Origin of the sequence: Marinobacter sp., assembly GCF_052091845.1 — a bacterium.
GTDB lineage: Bacteria > Pseudomonadota > Gammaproteobacteria > Pseudomonadales > Oleiphilaceae > Marinobacter.
In genome coordinates, this window is record NZ_JBQDCO010000060.1 from 1 (window position 1) to 17553 (window position 17553).

Here is a 17553-nt window from a genome sequence, read left to right on the forward strand (position 1 = left end):
GCAACCCAGCGTTCCAGCTCCTGACGCAGATCTTCTACCGTAAGCTGGTACAGCATCCCCGAGGCTTTACGTTCGTGCCACGCTACTTCAGAAGCTATGCGCAGGAGATGCACCTCTTCAAGCGACTGCTCAATGTCGACCAATGGCTCCTGTCGCGCCATAGCCACAAGGCTTTGGCGCCGCAGCGTATCCGCTTGTCCGGAAAGTGCCACTGAACTTACCGGCCCGCGCCGGGCAAAAAGTGCCAACCGCGCTGTTGCCCGCTCTACCCATTGCAACATTCCGCCTGGCGTACTGACACACCGGCTCCGCCGGGTGGCGGCAAACTGAATAACGGAATGAGGTAGATGAATGCTCCAGTGACGCTCAATCACCGCTTGATGAGCAACCAGAATAGCCTTGCGCTGCATCGCACTGGAAAGGGGAATATCATAAATTTCCAACGCTCGCCCAAGCCGCTGCTCCAACATTCGAGGGCTCGCGTCGCCGCTTGGCAGGTCTGGCCCTAAAAGCAGCACAGGCCCTCGCCACCGGAGAACCAAATCAGAGGCCAGGCCAGAGGGTATCTCCATCATCATCAACAGATCTGCCGGTGTTACGTTGTCCAGCACAAGGACAGGCCAGGGCCTGCTAGCGGCGGCAGGAATAACCGCGAGTTCACTGGCCATCAGTTCAACTTCGCGGCGCAAATCCATTTCGACATAAGGTTGCGCCAGAGACGATAACAATGTGCGCAACCACGAAGACTTTCCTGCCCCGCGCTCTCCTCGCACCCACACCAGCGCCTCTGGCTTTGCCGCAAGCGTAATGGCCACATCTTCCGCCAACTCGGTCCAGGCCGGGTCCGTGATTACAACTGGCGTGGGCTGATACTCTTCAATGCCCGGCTCCTCGACGCTTTCTTTGCTCACATCCGAAGCATTCAACTCAGGCCAGCGTGAAACCAGTTCAAGAACCGCAACATAGGCCTTTTCCTGCAAACGCTCTGTGTACTGGGCGAGCACCTTCAAAAGTTGCGGCCAATCCAGCCAGGCGGGCGTACCAAAGGTTTCCCGCGCGGTCGCAAACCAGTAGATTAATTGGGAAGAGAGCAGACCTTCACCGCCTACTTCAGTAACGATGGGCTGCTCGCATTGAATGGTACGAACAAGCTCATCCATGTCCACACCAGAGCCCCGCAGAAAACGGCTTGCAGCAGGGCTAGCATCAAGTAATGCAAGTAAAAAGTCTTCAACTGTGATGACTGTGCCGCCACGACGATCAACATCCTCACGGGCGTACAGCAACGCAGCCTGACATTGCGGGGCCAGGCATCCTTGCCAGTCTTCCATAAAACATTTCCCTGTTTAATCGCATCATCCTGATGCTTTGAACGTTAGATTGATAACGCGTCTTTCAAACCATGATTTATTTTATGGCCGTTTTTGTGCCTCTACAACTCTTACGCACTGGGTGCACCCAACTTACCAGGTTCCCGTATTCTCCATACTCACCCAGGGTTCTCTGGGCGCCAGCGGCTCACCCTTTTGCAGCAACTCTATGGATATTGAGTCTGGCGTACGAATAAACGCCATGCGCCCATCCCGGGGCGGGCGATTAATCGTCACACCCTTTGCCTGCAGCGTTTCGCATAAGGCATAGATATCGTCTACCCCGTAAGCCAGGTGACCAAAGTTACGACCGCCTGAATACTCCTCCGGATCCCAATTGTAGGTCAGTTCGATCATCGGCGCCCTGTTTTCACGTGCTCGGGATTCATCCTCTGGTGCGGCCAAAAACACCAGTGTAAACCGGCCTTTGTCACTGCTTTTACGATCAATCTCAATCATGCCAAGTAGTTCGCAAAAAAAGTGCAGAGTTTGATCAAGATTGGCGACACGGATCATCGTATGTAGGTAATGCATACTTTCTCCTGTTGTTTACTATGGCTTCGTACGAAGCCCCCTTCGTGATTCACATCATCGTACAGTGGCACACTCAAACCTTTATTAACGAACAGTTTACGGTATTCTGGGCGAATGAATGCAAAACTCACCTCCGAGCTGATCAAATCGTACCAAACGCCAGCAATCAGGCATCTCGCATGGCTGTGCCAAGCTCCGCAACTTTTGCGCTCACCGATCACACTTGAACCAACGCAATATCTGCCCCCGAATTACCCCGACATTCTCAAAGCCTGGGATCAGAACGCAAAAACGGCACCAGCACTGTTAAGTGAACCTCCACAGCGCAGGCTGGGGTTCTATTTTGAGCGACTGTACCAGATTATGCTGGAAGACCTACTTGGCTGGCCTATTCTGCTGAAGAATCAGCAAATCCAATCAAACGGGCGCACCATCGGAGAGCTGGATTTTGTCGTACACAACCGGGCAGAAGACTGCATTGAGCACCATGAAATTGCGATCAAATTTTATCTTGGCGTACCTGAGCAGGCTGGCCCTACTCTCTGGTATGGCCCAAATGCCCGTGACCGGCTGGATCTAAAAACATCCCGCCTTCTGGAAATGCAAAGTCGCAGGACGCAGCTCCCGGAAACTCTTGCATTGCTCGATGAATTTAATATAACCGGGCCGCTAGCGCCGCGAATTTTCATGCCCGGGTATCTGTTTTACCCCGACGCCCAGTACGCCGCCACTCCAGGCTATGTTCCCGCAGAACATTTGCGCGGGCGCTGGATGTATATCCATAACGCGAAAGTGCTGGACACCTCGCACTGGGCTGTCCTCAGTAAACCACACTGGATTGGCAACTGGTTTCAGGCCGAGCAACCGGACGCAGCGCATACTCGGGAGGCTTTGGAGCGTGTTGAGAGCAAGTCTACGCCGCAACTGTTCGCCATCATGCGCCAAGAGCGTCAAACGGGAAACTGGCTGGAGGAAGACCGACTATTTGTGGTGCCGCAAACTTGGCCGTGAGCTGTTCATAGAGGCTTTTGAATAAAAGCTTCAGTCATCCAGCAAGTCCTGCGCCCATCTGGGCAACGTCTCGCAATAGCGCCGCCACTCGCCGCTTTCCCAGGCAGCCACACGAACAAAGGGCCTGTCTAGACTGGAGTTATCAACAAGATGCAGTTCATCCGCCAGCCCGACACATTCGCGCAGGTTGGCGTATGCTCTCGGAACCCGACTCTCTATCTTTTTCTCCGGCACATTATGCCCACCAGACTGCACGCGCGTCGCTACGCGGGCTTTGTTGAGAGCCGTTGTTTCCAGATGAAAATAGAACATGCGGATACGGAAACCTGCGGCTTTCGCGGCGCCCATAAAGTCTATTTTCGAAGGATGAGAAAAAACCGTTTCGAAACAGAAACTCTGGCGCTCCTGCAAAAGGCGGTACCGCTCTTTCTCAGCAATCAGCGCAGCCTCGTAACTATGTTTCTCGGGGGAATCGGGCCAAAGACTACGCGCAATGCTATCCGCATTGACTAAAGGTATGCGGCGCTGGGCCAAAAACCGCTCATAAAACGTCGACTTGCCTGCGCCATTACCACCGACGAGCAACCAAAGTTCAGGCTGCGTCGTCACGGCCACTCACAGCTACAAAACGCCCGTTGCGAAACTGACCGATCTCGCGCATGCCACTGGGGTAAACCGCTTCCAGGTAACCCGGTTTATCAACGGCTGCCTGATAAACCGTCTGCCCGCGGGCAATCGAGCGGCTTAACTCACCAGATTGGCGAGCTTGATTTACTTCTGCCCACAAATCATCACTGGTGATATCTTCCGGAACAACAGGCTCTACCTTAACGCGCCGGATACCCTGAAGGATCGCAATCAAATCCTCCGCACTCACCTCACTTGCAACCGCACGACCTATTTCCGCCCAATACTCGATCTGCTTGGGCGTAGAGCGCCGGTGCACCTGCCCCTCAGCAGATGCGTGACGAACCAGATTATCATCCAGACGAATGGCAGTAGTCATGGCAGCCTCCTGTGACCTATATAGCATGTATACAGATTACCATAGGCGTTGCGCCTTGCAACAATTGTTGAGTTTCGATCAAGCGGTTAGGCTTGCCGGGGTTTCAAACTCTCGGGTGTATTTCTCGCCAATTTCAGGGTGATGGAAACCAATGCAAAAGTCAGAGAATATTGGCCGTTCCAAGGGCGGAAGCCATGCCGACTTTTTCACCTGACCTCGCATTAAATCGGCCAGGCTTCCGCAGGCCGCTGTTTACGGTACTCTGCCATCGAGACCTTGCCCAGTTGCGGGGTTAGCCGGCAAGTGCGTTTCCCCCAGGGGTACTCGACTTGTCGCTTCAGCCACTCAGATCCTTCGCCCTGCTTCCATTCTTCCAAATTCAGGTCGCGCCAATAACGGGGAGCGCGCCCGGTCTTTTTGTCGTGCTCATGAGTCACCGAATCCAAGTGGCGGAAAGGCTCCAGGCGCGGGACATCAGGTAACGGCTGAGACACATCCATGTATCGCTGCAGCATATCCCACAGGGCCAAAACTTCCGTTTTCTGGGGTTCAATGCCACTGAACCACATTTTATTAAAAGTTTTCTGAGTATAGCGATGCACAAACATCAACCGATAGAATATCCCGCCCTTTTGCACAACCCGTTCCACATAGGCATCAAACTCAACAAAGGGTGCTTCGAAAAAACGTTTGCGCCCAAGGGCAAACCGAACCTGACCGGTAACGCGATTAAATTCACTGCAGCCGTCTTCGAAGGCTTGGTCCAGCTTTTTATTGATGCGTTTTTCAAAAGGCTTCATAAGAAAACCGATGCCGGTGCTCATGAGCCAGTTGGTGGTTGGCCCGGCAACCCATAGAGAAAACAGCATCCACCCAGAAACAAAGACCAAACCCAAGCCCCCCACCACCAATCCAGGCAAGTTATAATGATCAGCAACCTCTAGCACTCCCCATCCCATCAGAGCCATACCTCCGACAATTAGTATAAGGATCCAAATAAGAGGTATTAAAAAAATTAAAGCCTTAAGACCTAGCTTCTCATTAAGAAACCGAATTTGCTGATGATCCCACCACCAGTCTTTACTTTGGAACTCGGGATCTGTTTGCTCGTTGGTTTGCAACGCATCCACATCTTCTATAACCCGATAATAAGGGTCAGCGCCTGCATAGGTACCGAATGGTTGCAATTCATCACCCAAACGAATTCGCTTTACCGGGCTTTCGGGAAGGCCTTTAACGATTTCCCTCCTATAAACGCTCGCGGCAAAAGTCGACGCTTCTTGCTGTTTACTCACACAAACACCTCAGTAAAGAACCAATAGGGAGACCTGGGTTGCGCATACGGGTTCATGGCTGCTCTGTCTTTCGGGGGCGGCGTACCATGGCGATCTTTATCAAACGCTTCATAATTTTCATGTACGGGTGCGGGGAACACCATTGGTCCCAGCTCTGTGTCAATCACCGCTTGCAAGCCAATCCTCACACTGGTGGTAACGGACTGGCTATGACCAAAACGACTGTAGTTGCTTTCAGTTATTTCCCTCTTTACCAGAAACCGAACTGCGGACTGCTGAGGGAGTGATTGCCTTGCGGTGATTTTGCGCAACAACGTGGTACTCAGCGTTTGATCTGTCTCGATCTTACCTACAGCTGTGGAAGCCATTGACGACGACAGGTAAGCAACTTCCTGGACGACCAGACTGAATGGATCAGGCAACAACTCTGAACGAAATTCACTCGTGACTTTCAGCCTGCTGATCAACGGGGTGTGGAGAGTAATAACATAGTCATCTGGTGCTGGAGTCTCGCCAGAGTGGGTCAACTCTGGATTCGGATCAATATCTGCGTACTTTTGTGCCGTCACTTGAATCGGCGTCAGCAGCGACATTAGTTGGCTATAATAAGCTTTTTCTTCAATTCTTCTCGACGATGTGTCGGGATAGGTACCAAAAGGGCCAAGTTTCAGCAGCTTCTCAAACGGATCATCCGTCATGTTGCCCGCGTACAACCCACCCCCTACGATTATCCCCATTCCTAATACAGCCCAACCCCACCCCGGAACCGCCAAAACTCCCGCAAGTAAGGGGCTAACCATAAAAATCATTCCGCCGGTCATGGCGATGACATGCCCTGATGCCGCATCAAAATCTTTATTGGCAAGGCTGATTCTCCACTCCCAAAAGCTCAGTCCCACGCCAATCCCCGCTGCAATAAAACTAGCAAGACCGGCTGTTCGTACCAGAGTTTGTGCACCAACGGTTTGCAGCCGCCCTCCGATAAGCCAGAAATTCTTCATATCAAAAAGCGGCCTCGTGGCCAATTGATGAATCCGGCTACTACCAGCACCACCAGCCTGCTCACCTAAAACTTGGCTGAGTTTGAGTGACGCTGCTGTTAGATCAACTGCGGCCCCACCAAATGTTTTAGCAAATGCCAGCGTGGCGCTCTCATGCGTAGAGTTATATGCATTTAAGTATGCTTGAAACTCAACGAACATATTAAACGCTGCCAAAACCACCAACCCACGGGACACCACAGGCCCGTCCACAACTTTGCCTATTCGTTGCGCAAAATTGACTTTAATCAGGCTCAGCTTTTGGGCCTCAGGATGACCTGCAGGGGCGAAGAAAACCATCGTCCCGCCAGCGGTTTCATGAACTGCCTCTTCCAACGCATTGGTGGCGCGAGATGGGCTAGTTGAGCCAAGCATTTCGCCGGAATCATCGAGTAAATCCGCGGTGAGGTAGTCCTTTGCTCTGGTAAGTACCCCGTCAGAGCGGTCAAAATCCGTCAGCCCCCGGTTAATCCTGTTGCCGTATACACCCAGAATCGAACCTTTGCTATGGGCACCTGCCCTGTCCATCACCTCGATGCCTTCCAGGCTGGGGTCGGCCAGGACAAAGTTTGACGCCGCCGCCTGCATAACGCGCTGGAGTTCAATCTGCTGAACGGCATCTTCTTCGACGAGACGTTTACCCACCATCAATATCGCAGCACTCCACTCATCTAGTGCGCCGGAAACGAGCTTTCCAACTTTAACGCCATCAGAGAATTTATCCGCAACACTGCTTTCCTCACCGGGTTTCTCTTGCAGCTGTTTTTCAAGGTAAACCAAAGACTGGAGATTCAATTTATTCAGCGACTCCTCATCAATATCCGTCTGGTCTTGCACCAAGCGCTGAAGTCGATCAAATTGAGCAGATTTTTCTGGTGCCCAGTCAGCCAAGAAATCATCATTTACCACCCAGCGCTTTAATGCCATAAACAACCGACTGTTTCCGACAACGCCCTGAGCTTTCAAGACCCCTGGAATCTGCTGTAATACGTTGATTTTGTCTGCAATAAGAAGGTAAGCTTCGGAGATCGCCACGTCATTGCGATGGCGGTAATCCTCCCATACGGTGCTCAGCTCTCGCCCGCTCATGAGCCCTTGTAACTGAGCAACATGTCGTTCAATAACAGCGATCGCGTGATTCTTTTCCGCCGTGTCTAACACCTTGTCCAGCTTCGTCCGGTCTATAGCCCCTGCGTATTTCGCCAGAGCGCTTTTGCCGCCCTGTTGCGTCGGATCAAAAACTGTCTGACGGATCAACATTGCCGAGTGGGCCATGGGGTTCTGCTGAATCGTCGCGTCAACCGCATCCAGATAATGCAGTGCCAAATGCAATTGGGTCAGCGAATGGCGTAATTTGAAAAGCGGATCCGGGATGGCGACGCACACCAATCCTTCCTGGTCCCGAAGACCCGCCAGCAGATCGTCGCCGGCATCACAGTTGAGGTCCATGCCTATCGGTGTTGTGTCATTCGGTTTCGGCGCTTCTGGTTCTTCGACGAAATCCCCGGAACCCAAATCTGAACCCTTTCCCTGGATTTCCCCGAGTTGATCCAGTCGCTTATTAATTCGAACATAGAGCTCCCGGTCTTGCGGACCTTCAAACCCCGGCGCGAAATCGAGAGGGTTTTCCAACATCAACTCCAACCCAAGATCCCTTGGTCGCAACTCGGTAACATGCTGTATACCCGATGCAGGAAATCCCGTAGCGAACGTAAGTGTATCGACGGTGGTTGCCGCCCAGGCATGTCCGATACCGGAGGTTCGAGCTTCTCTGGCGCGCTTGTTTTTCTCAAGATATCGGACGTAACTCCAGTCCCATTGCACCTCGCTATAAGCCATACGAGTTTGATGCATGACTGCCTGACCCTGAAGAAATACGGGTACCAGAACATCCGTTAACCACTTTCCCTCACTGGGTCGTGAACTGTTGTCGGAACTCTCCGAACCATCAAACTCCTCGCGAGCGTAGTTCAGATCAACATCGCTCATCATTCCAGCGGGATCGATTTCCAGTTCCCGCCACAGTTCATCATTTCGGAAAATATAAAGGTAGCCCGGGCGGAGCAGAGCAACGCCCTTACCTGTGTTGACTCGGGTATGGTCAGTACTTACTGGGAGATTATTATCTATTTCAGCTAATGGTTTAACGCGCATCAAGGTATTTTCCTGATGCTCTTTTTGTTCAATATTGGAGCGCGCATGCTTCAACAAAGGAAGAGAGATAGCGCCACCATTGCGTCTTGGTATCGATAACACGAGATCACCAGGGTGGTTATCGTCGTATTCCGCACGGCGGCGAATAGCTCTGTCCAGTTTTTCATCTGCAAACGTGACTGAACTACTCATACTTCCCTCTCCCCAGCCGAATTGCTTGAAACTACGACTACCTCTTGCTTAAGACCTCCACCGATAACGTCGACAATGAGTTGACGATTAGGCTGATGGAATTTGTTAGCCTCTATATTGGAAGGTTGCGCTTTTTCCCTTTGATCAGTAGCTGTCAAGCTAGTACGTGCAGTTTTGGTTGAACTGTTATCTGGAAGATCACCAGGCAGTATGGGCTCACCCACAGCTTGCCCAGAGCCACTCCCAGCACTCCCCCCTGAATTAATCTTAATCCCCGGCCCGCTCAGAGTTACCCCGCTAGGATCCAGCTTAAGGAAACTGCCACCACCAGAAATCGTTAATTCAGCACCGGCATCCAATACCACTTTGGCACCAGCCTTGTGGTGTACCTCGCTGCCGGCTTCACACAAAGTGGCACTACCGGAAGTCTGATGCAGTGTGCCACCAACGTTCTGGCTGCAATCCGCACCGATGGTTTGGCGTTTTTCTCCACCAACGGTGATGTGATCATTGCTCTTTACGTGGCTGAACCGGTCATTCTCAACGGTCACATGGCTGTCGTTATTAATGACTTCCGTGCGGTTGTTTTCGGTGAGCAGATCCAAGTCTTTTTGGGCGTGAACGTAGATCTGTTGTTTGTCTGCTTCATCCTCAAACCGCAATTCGTTGCTGCCCTCCCCCTTGTGGGTCTGCGTTTTCAGGGTGGTGCGGGTTTTGTGTTCTGGTAACGCATAAGGCGGTGTGTTGGTGGCGTGGTAGGTACGCCCGGTAATAATGGGCTGATCCGGGTCGCCATCCAGGAAGGAGACGATCACTTCGTTGCCAATTCTGGGCAGTGCCATGAATCCATACTGGCCACCGGCCCAACCCTGGCTGACTCTTAGCCAGGCGCTGCTGTGTTCGTTGTTTTGAGAGTAGCGATCCCAGGGAAATCGAACCTTTACCCGGCCAAATTCGTCGCAGTGAATTTCTTCACCTTCCGGGCCGGTAACAATGGCAATCTGGGGGCCGTCCATCAGTGGGCGGTGGTCGCTCAGGGGTCGCCAGGTTTTATCGGCAGGAATGGCACTGAACGTATTGTGATAGGTGGTCAGGCCAGAACCGCCCTCTTCTTCCATGGCTTGGGGCTGTTTGCCGGTGTGAGTAACGGCGGTAAGCAACCAGTCCCGGTTCAGGTTGGCGTTATCGTGCTCGGTCAGTTCGGTTTTGGCGCCGCAGGTGAAGTCTGCGCGGTTGCTTTCGCCGCTCGCGGTGCTGGCGTCGTTTCGGAGGGCATCCAGTTTTGCTTCGGTAAACGGCTGGCCGCTGGCGTCGGCTTTGAACCGGCCTGGGTAGTCGAAGTGTTGATAGTCCTGGCGTTGGTTGCGGCTGGCCACGCTCTGCTCGTGCATCAGGGCGTAAGCGGGATTCTTGAAGGTGTAGTCCTTTGTCGCTGCGGAAGCAACGCGCACTCGTTCTTCGTAGCGGAAGCGGAACACTGCAGGCTGCTGGGTGCTTCCCCCTGCTTTGCCATTATATTCCACCGCTTCCAGCCGGGGTGCATCGCCATGGTGGTCGGCTATGATCAGGCCGGGCTGTTCGCCACCATCCACACTGCCGTGTTCAAAACGATAGTGCCAACCTTCTTCTACGGCCATGCGTTCAACGAACGCTAGATCACTTTCCCGGTGTTGAACGCAGTATTCCCGTTCCTGGGGCACACGCTTTAAATCGAACTCTGCACTCATAATGCCCCGCTCTTCCAATAGCGTGCGCACGAGGGTGTCAGTGGTTTGCATCTGAAAAATACGGCTGTTGTGCATCAGCCCCAAGCGCCATAAGGGCGGCTGGATAATCAGCTCGTAACGTGTGCGGCGATGGCCGGAATCACCACGAACAAATTCGTTCACCACGCCGTTAAAGCGGCGAACGGGTATGCCGTCTTGCCAAATTACCAAATCTACTGCTTGCTCCAGAATTTCCGAAGCATCAATACCCTGATCAGTACTGGCCAACTCAAGGCAGCCGTGGAAAAGTTCGGATAGCCGTTCGGTCAGCGTAAAGCCAATAACGGAAAATAAATCAGTGGGGAGTTCGCCAACACGGGCGGTAAACTGCAGTCCGCTTGCCTGGGGCATGTCTTCTGTCCCTGAAGATTGGTGTGTTATTCGCGCTCATCCTGAGCCGATAACTGATTATAACCTCCAGTTTCCGGAATGTAACCCCGCTGGCCAGAGCCACTTGAAACATGAGAGCTTGACCACAGGATTATTCTGTTGCAAGCTAATTTGGTTTCTTTACGCAACCTAAATGAAGGCAACTCTATTTGCCGCGTTTGGGGTTGTATCCCATCATCCAGAGATAGAGAGAAACGCTATGAGCCAATACCAAAATCGTGCCATTGTGCTGAAGCAACGCCCAAATGGCGAAATTCAGGAAGGCGATCTGGTTATGGAAGAGCGCCCGGTGCGCGAGCCCAAAGAGGGCGAGGTAGTCGCGCAGATACTGTGGCTGTCGCTGGATCCGTACATGCGCCCGCGCATGAACGATGCCAAAAGCTATATGGACCCGATCGCCATTGATGAACCCATCGTCGGCGAAACCGTTGCACGGATTGTAGAATCCCGCTCAGACAAATTGAAAGTTGGTGATTTGGTTACCTGCTATTCAGGCTGGCAGGAGTATGTAACCTTCCCCGCAGATGCGCCAATGGTTTACAAAATTCACCAGAAAGAGGGTGTGCCGCTGCAAACGTACCTCGGCGTTGCTGGTATGCCAGGCCGCACCGGTTACTGTGGCCTAACCTATGTAGGCAAACCCAAAACAGGTGAAACCGTGGTCGTTTCTGCTGCCTCCGGCCCCGTGGGCACGGTTGTTGGCCAAACCGCCAAAACCGACGGTTGCCGCGTAGTGGGCGTGGCCGGTGGCCCGGAAAAATGCAGCTATGTAGTTGATGAACTTGGGTTTGATGCCTGTGTGGATTACAAGGCAGGCAACCTGGAGGCCGATCTGAAAGCCGCCTGCCCAGACGGAATAGATATTTACTACGAGAACGTGGGTGGCGACGTAACCCGCGCTGTTGCGCCGCTACTCAACCCTGGCGCACGGGTGCCCATTTGCGGTTTTGTCTCGGCTTACAATGCCAAGAGCACAGACAAAGTAGAAACCCCGTTTGATATTCTCAATCGCCTCGACCCGGTTCCTGAGCACCGTTTTTTCCTGGTAACCGAGTGGCAGGATAAACACCAGGAAATCACCGACATTCTCACCAACCGCATTGCTTCAGGCGAAATAAAATACCGTGAAACGGTGGCTGAAGGCCTCGAAAACGCAGTTGAGGCCTTCAAGGGCATGCTGAACGGCAAGAACTTCGGCAAACAGTTGGTGCATATCGCAGATTAAGATAAACAACAGACAGCGCCGGGAAGGTTATTCTGCAATTTTGAGAAGAACTTTCCCGGTGTTTTTGTTGTCTGCCACATAGGCCATGGCTTCTTCAACCTGCTCAATTGGCCAGGTGCTGTCAATCAGCGGCTCAATCTGCCCGGCTACCAGCAATGGCCAAACGTGACGATACAGCTCCTGTAATACCCGCCCTTTATCCGCCACTGAACGGGACCGTAAGGTAGAGCCGATCAATTTATGGCGCTTCACCAGCATAAGCCCCAAATCGGCTTCCGCAAACCGGCCTCCCATCAGGCCTATAAGAACAATCCGCCCATCAACATTTAAAACTCTCTGGTTTTCCTTGATATAGCTGCCGCCCACCGGGTCCAGCACCATGTCTACTCCGCCCCAGCTTTTCACCGCATCTACAAAAGAGCCGTCTTTGCGATTCCAGGTACCTGTTGCCCCCAGCTTGCGACACGCTTCCAGCTTTTCTTCACCACCAGCGGTTGCAAACACCGGGTTGCCAAAGGCTGTCGCAATCTGAATCACGGCGGTGCCCAAGCCGCTAGCTGCGGCGTGCAATAACACTCTCTCGCCAGGCTGCAGATCGGCCTCTTGATAAAGGTTCAGCCAGGCTGTCGCAAACACCTCCGGAATAGCCACGGCTTTTTCCAGCGAATACCCTTTAGGGACAGGCAACACCTGAGCGGCAGGTACCGCAACCTTGGTTGCATAACCACCGCCAGTAAGCAGAGCACACACCTCATCGCCTAGCTCAAACCCTGTTACCGATTTGCCAATGGCCGCGATACGACCACTCACTTCCAACCCCAGAATGTCCGATGCGCCCGGGGGCGGAGGGTACACACCAGCCCGTTGCATCAAATCGGCACGATTCACGGCACTCCACACCACGTCAATGGCTACGTGACCTGCCTGTAATTCTTCATAGCTTGCGCAGTCTTCCCAAGTAAGGGAATCACCAGTTACCTTGATTGCTTTCATCATGAATCAAATCTCAGCACGTTCGAGTGTCCAGCAAGGGATATTCAATCAGCATACCGCATGTCGTCAGGTGGTTGTAATGAGGATGTTTTCATCTGGGTGAAGTAGACATTCAACACTAAACATAAAGGTATAACAAAGCGGGCGGCCTGAAGTCACTCAGCCTCTGGTAAGGTAGAGGTCATTCCGCATTCGTATCAATCGGGAGTACGAACAGCTTATGAGCAGCAACGGTTTTCGCATAGAACACCGCCATTTGGAGCTCCCAGACAGCTTCTATACCCGCGTAAAGCCCAGTCCCTTAAAAGGCGCCAAGATGGTTTGCTTCAACCACAAATTGGCGCAGAGCATGGGGTTTCACACCACTAATGAAACCAATTGGGCGGGAGTCGGCGGCGGTACAGAATTACTGGAAGGCATGGACCCGGTTGCCATGAAGTACACCGGCCACCAATTTGGCAACTACAACCCGGAACTGGGCGATGGCCGCGGCCTTCTGTTATGGGAAACCTTAGGCCCGGATGGCCGTCGCTGGGACTGGCACTTGAAAGGTGCGGGTTTAACGCCCTACTCCCGCTTTGGCGATGGCCGGGCGGTTCTGCGATCGACTATTCGTGAATACCTGTGCAGCGAAGCCATGAATGGGCTGGGCATCCCCACCACCCGGGCTCTGTTTATGGTCAGCGCCCGCGATCCTGTGCGCAGGGAATCTATTGAAACTGCGGCTACACTGATGCGCGTGGCCCAAAGCCATATCCGCTTCGGCCATTTTGAGTTTGCAGCGCACCATGAGGGGCCGGAAACGGTAAAAAACCTGCTTGAACACGTGATTGAACTTCACTTCCCACATCTTATAAAGCTGGATAAGCCAGAACGACATGCCCGCTGGCTTGCGGAAGTAGTCGAGCGCACCGCCCGCCTGATAGCCGATTGGCAGGCTATAGGCTTCTGCCACGGCGTGATGAACAGCGACAACATGTCGATCATCGGCGACACTTTCGACTATGGGCCTTTCGCGTTTTTAGACGATTTTGATGCAGGTTACATTTGCAATCATACCGACCAAGGCGGCCGCTACGCCTACAACCGCCAGCCCCAGGTAGGCTTTGAGAATTGCCAATACCTTGCCAACGCCCTGCTACCGATAATGGACGAAGATGCCATTCACAACAGTCTGCAGCGTTATGAAGCCGCCTACAATGGGCGCTTTTTACAAAACATGCGAAACAAGCTTGGCCTGGCGCAGGAAAGCGAGGGAGACATGCGCCTTGTCATGGACACCTTTAGCATGCTGAACGAACACCACACCGACTACAGCGCATTTTTCCGCGCGCTCTCCAACCTTAAAGAGCATGGTAATACCCCCTTGCGGAATTTGTTTGTGAACCATGAAGTAGCTGATGGATGGCTAAACCGTTACGAGAAACGACTGGAGCAGGAAACCCGTACCCATGAGGAACGTGAGCACCAGATGCGCAGGATAAACCCCAAATACATTTTGCGTAATTACCTCGCTCAGCAGGTTATCCTGGAAGCCCAGAGTGGCGATTATGAGCCTCTGAAAGAACTGATAAGCGTTCTGGAACAGCCGTATGACGAGCAACCAGACTTTGAAAAATACGCAGCACTGCCACCAGACTGGGGCAAGCACCTGAACATCAGTTGCTCAAGCTAGCGAAGAACAAACAGGAAGGGCAAAGCGGGGCCAGAATTAAATTCCCGGCCCCGCTTTCACAGCTTACGTAAACTCAAACAGCCCGGGCAGCAATGATCTTCTCCTGCCATTCTACAGGGCCGGTCTGGTGAACCGATGTGCCTTTGGAATCTACCGCAACCGTGACCGGCATATCCCTCACATCAAACTCGTAAATGGCCTCCATGCCCAGCTCCGGGAAGGCAACCACTTCTGCATTTTTTATGGCCTTGGAGACCAGATAAGCAGAACCGCCCACGGCCATCAAATACACCGCCCCAAACTCCCTTATCGCATCGATGGCTACCTGGCCACGCTCAGCTTTACCGATCATGCCTGTAAGACCGGTCTTTTCCAGCATGGTGTGAGTAAACTTGTCCATGCGGGTTGCCGTAGTGGGGCCTGCGGGACCAACCACTTCCTCCCGTACCGGATCAACCGGCCCCACGTAATAAATGAAGCGACCTTTCAGATTCACCGGCAGTTCTTCGCCGTTACTGATCATATCGACCATCTTCTTGTGAGCAGCATCACGGCCCGTCAACATCTTGCCAGACAGCAACACCGTTTCGCCCGGCTGCCAGTCTTTTACATCTTCCGGGGTGACCGTATCCAGATTCACCCGGCGCACGTCCTCACCCACTTCCCAGGTGATTTCCGGCCAGTCTTCCAGGCTCGGCGGAGTTTGCAAGGATGGACCAGTACCATCCAGTACGAAATGCGCATGGCGGGTGGCCGCGCAGTTAGGAATAATCGCCACCGGCTTGTTCGCCGCGTGGGTGGGATAATCTTTCACCTTCACATCCAATACGGTTGTCAGACCACCCAAGCCCTGAGCACCAATGCCCAGATCATTCACCTTATCGAAAAGCTCAAGGCGCAGTTCCTCAGAACGATCAGACGCACCACGCTCTTGCAGATCGTGAATATCGATGGGATCCATCAGCGACTCTTTTGCCAACTGCATCGCCTTCTCAGCGGTACCACCAATGCCAATACCCAGCATACCGGGCGGGCACCAGCCCGCGCCCATCTGCGGGACCATTTTAAGAACCCAATCCACAACAGAATCGGATGGGTTCAACATGGCAAATTTGGATTTGGCTTCCGAACCGCCGCCCTTGGCTGCCACGTGTATTTCAACCGTGTCGCCCTGCACCATGTTGTAGTGGATGATTGCCGGTGTGTTGTCTCCGGTGTTCTGACGCTTGCCATCGGGATCTGCCAAAATCGACGCGCGCAGTATGTTATCGGGCTGTTTATAGGCACGGCGCACCCCTTCGTTGATCACATCGTCCAGCGGCAACTCGCAATCCCACTGAACGTTCATGCCAATGTTTACAAATACAGTCACAATACCTGTGTCCTGACATAACGGCCGGTGCCCCTCGGCACACATGCGCGAGTTGATCAGGATTTGCGCCATGGCATCCTTGGCTGCTTGCGACTCTTCCTTCTGGTAAGCCTTATAAACACCGTCGATAAAATCTTTTGGGTGATAGTAAGAAATAAACTGCAGCGCGTCCGCTACGCTCTCAATCAGGTCATCCTGGCGGATTACAGTGGTCATGGGCGCCTCATCAGGTTGGTATCGTTATGAAGGTATCATTAAAAACAGGAGGCACAGTTTACCAGAAATTCGAAAGAGCGAGGCACTCAGCAGAAAGCGAAGCTTTTCTTAACAAACACTTTAAAAAAGGTATCATCCTAACCAAATGATAAAAAACACATTAGGAGACACCGTGACTGACTTTGTTCATACCGAAATCAACAACCAGATTCTCACTGTTCGCATTAACCGCTTGGAACGCAAAAACGCCCTCACTCACGCTATGTACACCGCATTGGACGATGCGATTGAACAAGCCGACGCAGATGCCAATATCCGCTGCATACTGTTTACCGGCAGCGATGAGTGTTTTACCGCCGGGAACGACCTGAGTGAATTTGCCAGTGGCTTACCCGGAGATTTCAAAGAAACGCCCGTAGGCCGCTTTTTGCTGCTTCTGGCCAATGCCACCAAACCGGTAGTTGTGTCCGTAAACGGCCCAGCCGTGGGCATTGGCACCACCATGCTACTGCACTGCGACATGGTATTTGCCGGCACCAACAGCCGTTTCCAAATGCCTTTTGCCAACTTAGGGCTATGCCCTGAAGGTGGCTCCAGCCTGCTGCTGCCCTCGTGGATTGGCCGAGTGCGTGCCGCGGAACTTCTAATGCTGGGCGGAACCTTCAGTGCAGACGATGCGTATCGCCTTGGGCTGATTAACCGAGTGTGTGATCCCGCTGAAACGGAAGCAGCAGCACTTGAAGCCTGCCAAAAACTTGCCAGCCAACCGCCAGCGGCCATCCGGGCCACCAAAAAGCTACTTAGTGGCCCGACTCACGAAGAACTTACCGCGACTATGCTGACCGAAGGCGCGTTGTTTTCGGAACGCCTGAAATCGCCGGAGGCGGCCGAGGCGTTTCGAGCGTTCATGCAAAAGCGAAAGCCGGATTTCTCAAGCTTTGAATAACGCCTCCACCCGCCAGAACACTTGTTTTGGCGGGCAATTGATACAAATTGTAAAAACCCCTGCATATCCCCCGCCAAGGCTCGACAAAAAGGTCTCGGCCAACTATTTTTCAATGAGGTCGAACTCCCTTTGTGCGTGGAGGATCCAAACAGCAAGAATCACACTTTTGGCTGATCAACACCGGCCTTAGTGTCGTTATAGTCATAGATACAGAAATTGGTTTACTGCGCTGGCTAAAATTTCAAACAACCGTTTAAGCAGAACAGGCCACTGACATCGGGCTTACCGGATCAGACCGGCCCCGTTAGTTGCCGAACATAACGATACAACAACAGGAAAAGGTTCCACCCATGTTCAAGAAAACTCTA

Annotated in this window: 13 protein-coding genes; 4 read left to right on the forward strand and 9 right to left on the reverse strand. The window is 52.8% G+C overall.

Annotated elements, in window-relative coordinates:
* Window positions 1-1331: hypothetical protein (locus ACTHYN_RS14780; protein ID WP_441813181.1), on the reverse strand; the 1331-nt coding region annotated here is incomplete at its 3' end.
* Between the two features lie 132 nt (window positions 1332-1463).
* Entirely contained in the window at window positions 1464-1904 is a 441-nt protein-coding gene (locus ACTHYN_RS14785) for a VOC family protein (RefSeq protein WP_441813182.1), read from the reverse strand.
* Window positions 1905-2018: 114 nt separating this feature from the next.
* Between ACTHYN_RS14785 and ACTHYN_RS14790 the strand changes: the two genes are divergently transcribed.
* The gene (locus ACTHYN_RS14790; protein WP_441813183.1) at window positions 2019-2915 is read left to right on the forward strand and encodes a DUF1853 family protein; all 897 of its coding nucleotides are present in this window, start codon (window positions 2019-2021) and stop codon (window positions 2913-2915) included.
* Window positions 2916-2945: 30 nt separating this feature from the next.
* Here ACTHYN_RS14790 and ACTHYN_RS14795 read toward each other — a convergent pair whose 3' ends face one another.
* From ACTHYN_RS14795 to ACTHYN_RS14815, 5 genes are all read right to left on the reverse strand, one after another.
* Window positions 2946-3524 (reverse strand): AAA family ATPase, encoded by a 579-nt coding sequence (locus ACTHYN_RS14795; RefSeq protein ID WP_441813184.1) that lies wholly within the window; start codon window positions 3522-3524, stop codon window positions 2946-2948.
* On the reverse strand, window positions 3508-3921 hold the full coding sequence (locus ACTHYN_RS14800) for a TA system antitoxin ParD family protein (protein WP_441813185.1): 414 nt from the start codon (window positions 3919-3921) through the stop codon (window positions 3508-3510). The genes ACTHYN_RS14795 and ACTHYN_RS14800 overlap by 17 nt, the downstream gene beginning before the upstream one ends.
* A gap of 221 nt (window positions 3922-4142) precedes the next feature.
* A complete protein-coding gene (locus ACTHYN_RS14805; RefSeq protein WP_441813186.1) occupies window positions 4143-5216 on the reverse strand; it encodes a hypothetical protein in 1074 nt (357 codons plus the stop codon).
* Window positions 5213-8602 carry a toxin VasX gene (locus ACTHYN_RS14810; protein ID WP_441813187.1) on the reverse strand — a complete coding sequence of 1130 codons (3390 nt, stop codon included), beginning with the start codon at window positions 8600-8602 and terminating at the stop codon, window positions 5213-5215. Before ACTHYN_RS14810 ends, ACTHYN_RS14805 begins: the two co-directional genes overlap by 4 nt.
* A complete protein-coding gene (locus tag ACTHYN_RS14815) occupies window positions 8599-10719 on the reverse strand; it encodes a type VI secretion system Vgr family protein (protein ID WP_441813188.1) in 2121 nt (706 codons plus the stop codon). The genes ACTHYN_RS14810 and ACTHYN_RS14815 overlap by 4 nt, the downstream gene beginning before the upstream one ends.
* Before the next feature lie 238 nt (window positions 10720-10957).
* On the opposite strand from ACTHYN_RS14815, the gene ACTHYN_RS14820 reads away from it, so the two are divergent.
* Complete coding sequence (locus tag ACTHYN_RS14820) at window positions 10958-11983, forward strand: NADP-dependent oxidoreductase (RefSeq protein ID WP_441813189.1); 1026 nt, start codon at window positions 10958-10960, stop codon at window positions 11981-11983.
* 27 nt (window positions 11984-12010) lie between these two features.
* Here ACTHYN_RS14820 and ACTHYN_RS14825 read toward each other — a convergent pair whose 3' ends face one another.
* Window positions 12011-12979 (reverse strand): NAD(P)H-quinone oxidoreductase, encoded by a 969-nt coding sequence (locus tag ACTHYN_RS14825; RefSeq protein WP_441813190.1) that lies wholly within the window; start codon window positions 12977-12979, stop codon window positions 12011-12013.
* 217 nt (window positions 12980-13196) lie between these two features.
* Here ACTHYN_RS14825 and ACTHYN_RS14830 point away from each other — a divergent pair, with 217 nt between their 5' ends.
* Window positions 13197-14651: a protein adenylyltransferase SelO gene (locus tag ACTHYN_RS14830; protein ID WP_441813191.1), complete on the forward strand. Its 1455-nt coding sequence runs from the start codon at window positions 13197-13199 to the stop codon at window positions 14649-14651.
* 73 nt (window positions 14652-14724) lie between these two features.
* Here the strand turns inward: ACTHYN_RS14830 and ACTHYN_RS14835 are convergent, their stop codons facing one another.
* Complete coding sequence (locus ACTHYN_RS14835; protein ID WP_441813192.1) at window positions 14725-16239, reverse strand: fumarate hydratase; 1515 nt, start codon at window positions 16237-16239, stop codon at window positions 14725-14727.
* A 172-nt stretch (window positions 16240-16411) separates the two neighbouring features.
* On the opposite strand from ACTHYN_RS14835, the gene ACTHYN_RS14840 reads away from it, so the two are divergent.
* A complete protein-coding gene (locus tag ACTHYN_RS14840) occupies window positions 16412-17185 on the forward strand; it encodes an enoyl-CoA hydratase (RefSeq protein WP_441813193.1) in 774 nt (257 codons plus the stop codon).
* Window positions 17186-17553: the final 368 nt, after the last annotated feature.

Coding starts and splice junctions, on each gene's coding strand:
- ACTHYN_RS14830 (WP_441813191.1), top strand. CDS start 13,197: ATGAGCAGCAACGGTTTTCGCATAGAACACCGCCATTTGGAGCTCCCA.
- ACTHYN_RS14825 (WP_441813190.1), bottom strand. CDS start 12,979: ATGATGAAAGCAATCAAGGTAACTGGTGATTCCCTTACTTGGGAAGAC.
- ACTHYN_RS14785 (WP_441813182.1), bottom strand. CDS start 1,904: ATGCATTACCTACATACGATGATCCGTGTCGCCAATCTTGATCAAACT.
- ACTHYN_RS14810 (WP_441813187.1), bottom strand. CDS start 8,602: ATGAGTAGTTCAGTCACGTTTGCAGATGAAAAACTGGACAGAGCTATT.
- ACTHYN_RS14790 (WP_441813183.1), top strand. CDS start 2,019: ATGAATGCAAAACTCACCTCCGAGCTGATCAAATCGTACCAAACGCCA.
- ACTHYN_RS14800 (WP_441813185.1), bottom strand. CDS start 3,921: ATGACTACTGCCATTCGTCTGGATGATAATCTGGTTCGTCACGCATCT.
- ACTHYN_RS14815 (WP_441813188.1), bottom strand. CDS start 10,719: ATGCCCCAGGCAAGCGGACTGCAGTTTACCGCCCGTGTTGGCGAACTC.
- ACTHYN_RS14820 (WP_441813189.1), top strand. CDS start 10,958: ATGAGCCAATACCAAAATCGTGCCATTGTGCTGAAGCAACGCCCAAAT.
- ACTHYN_RS14835 (WP_441813192.1), bottom strand. CDS start 16,239: ATGACCACTGTAATCCGCCAGGATGACCTGATTGAGAGCGTAGCGGAC.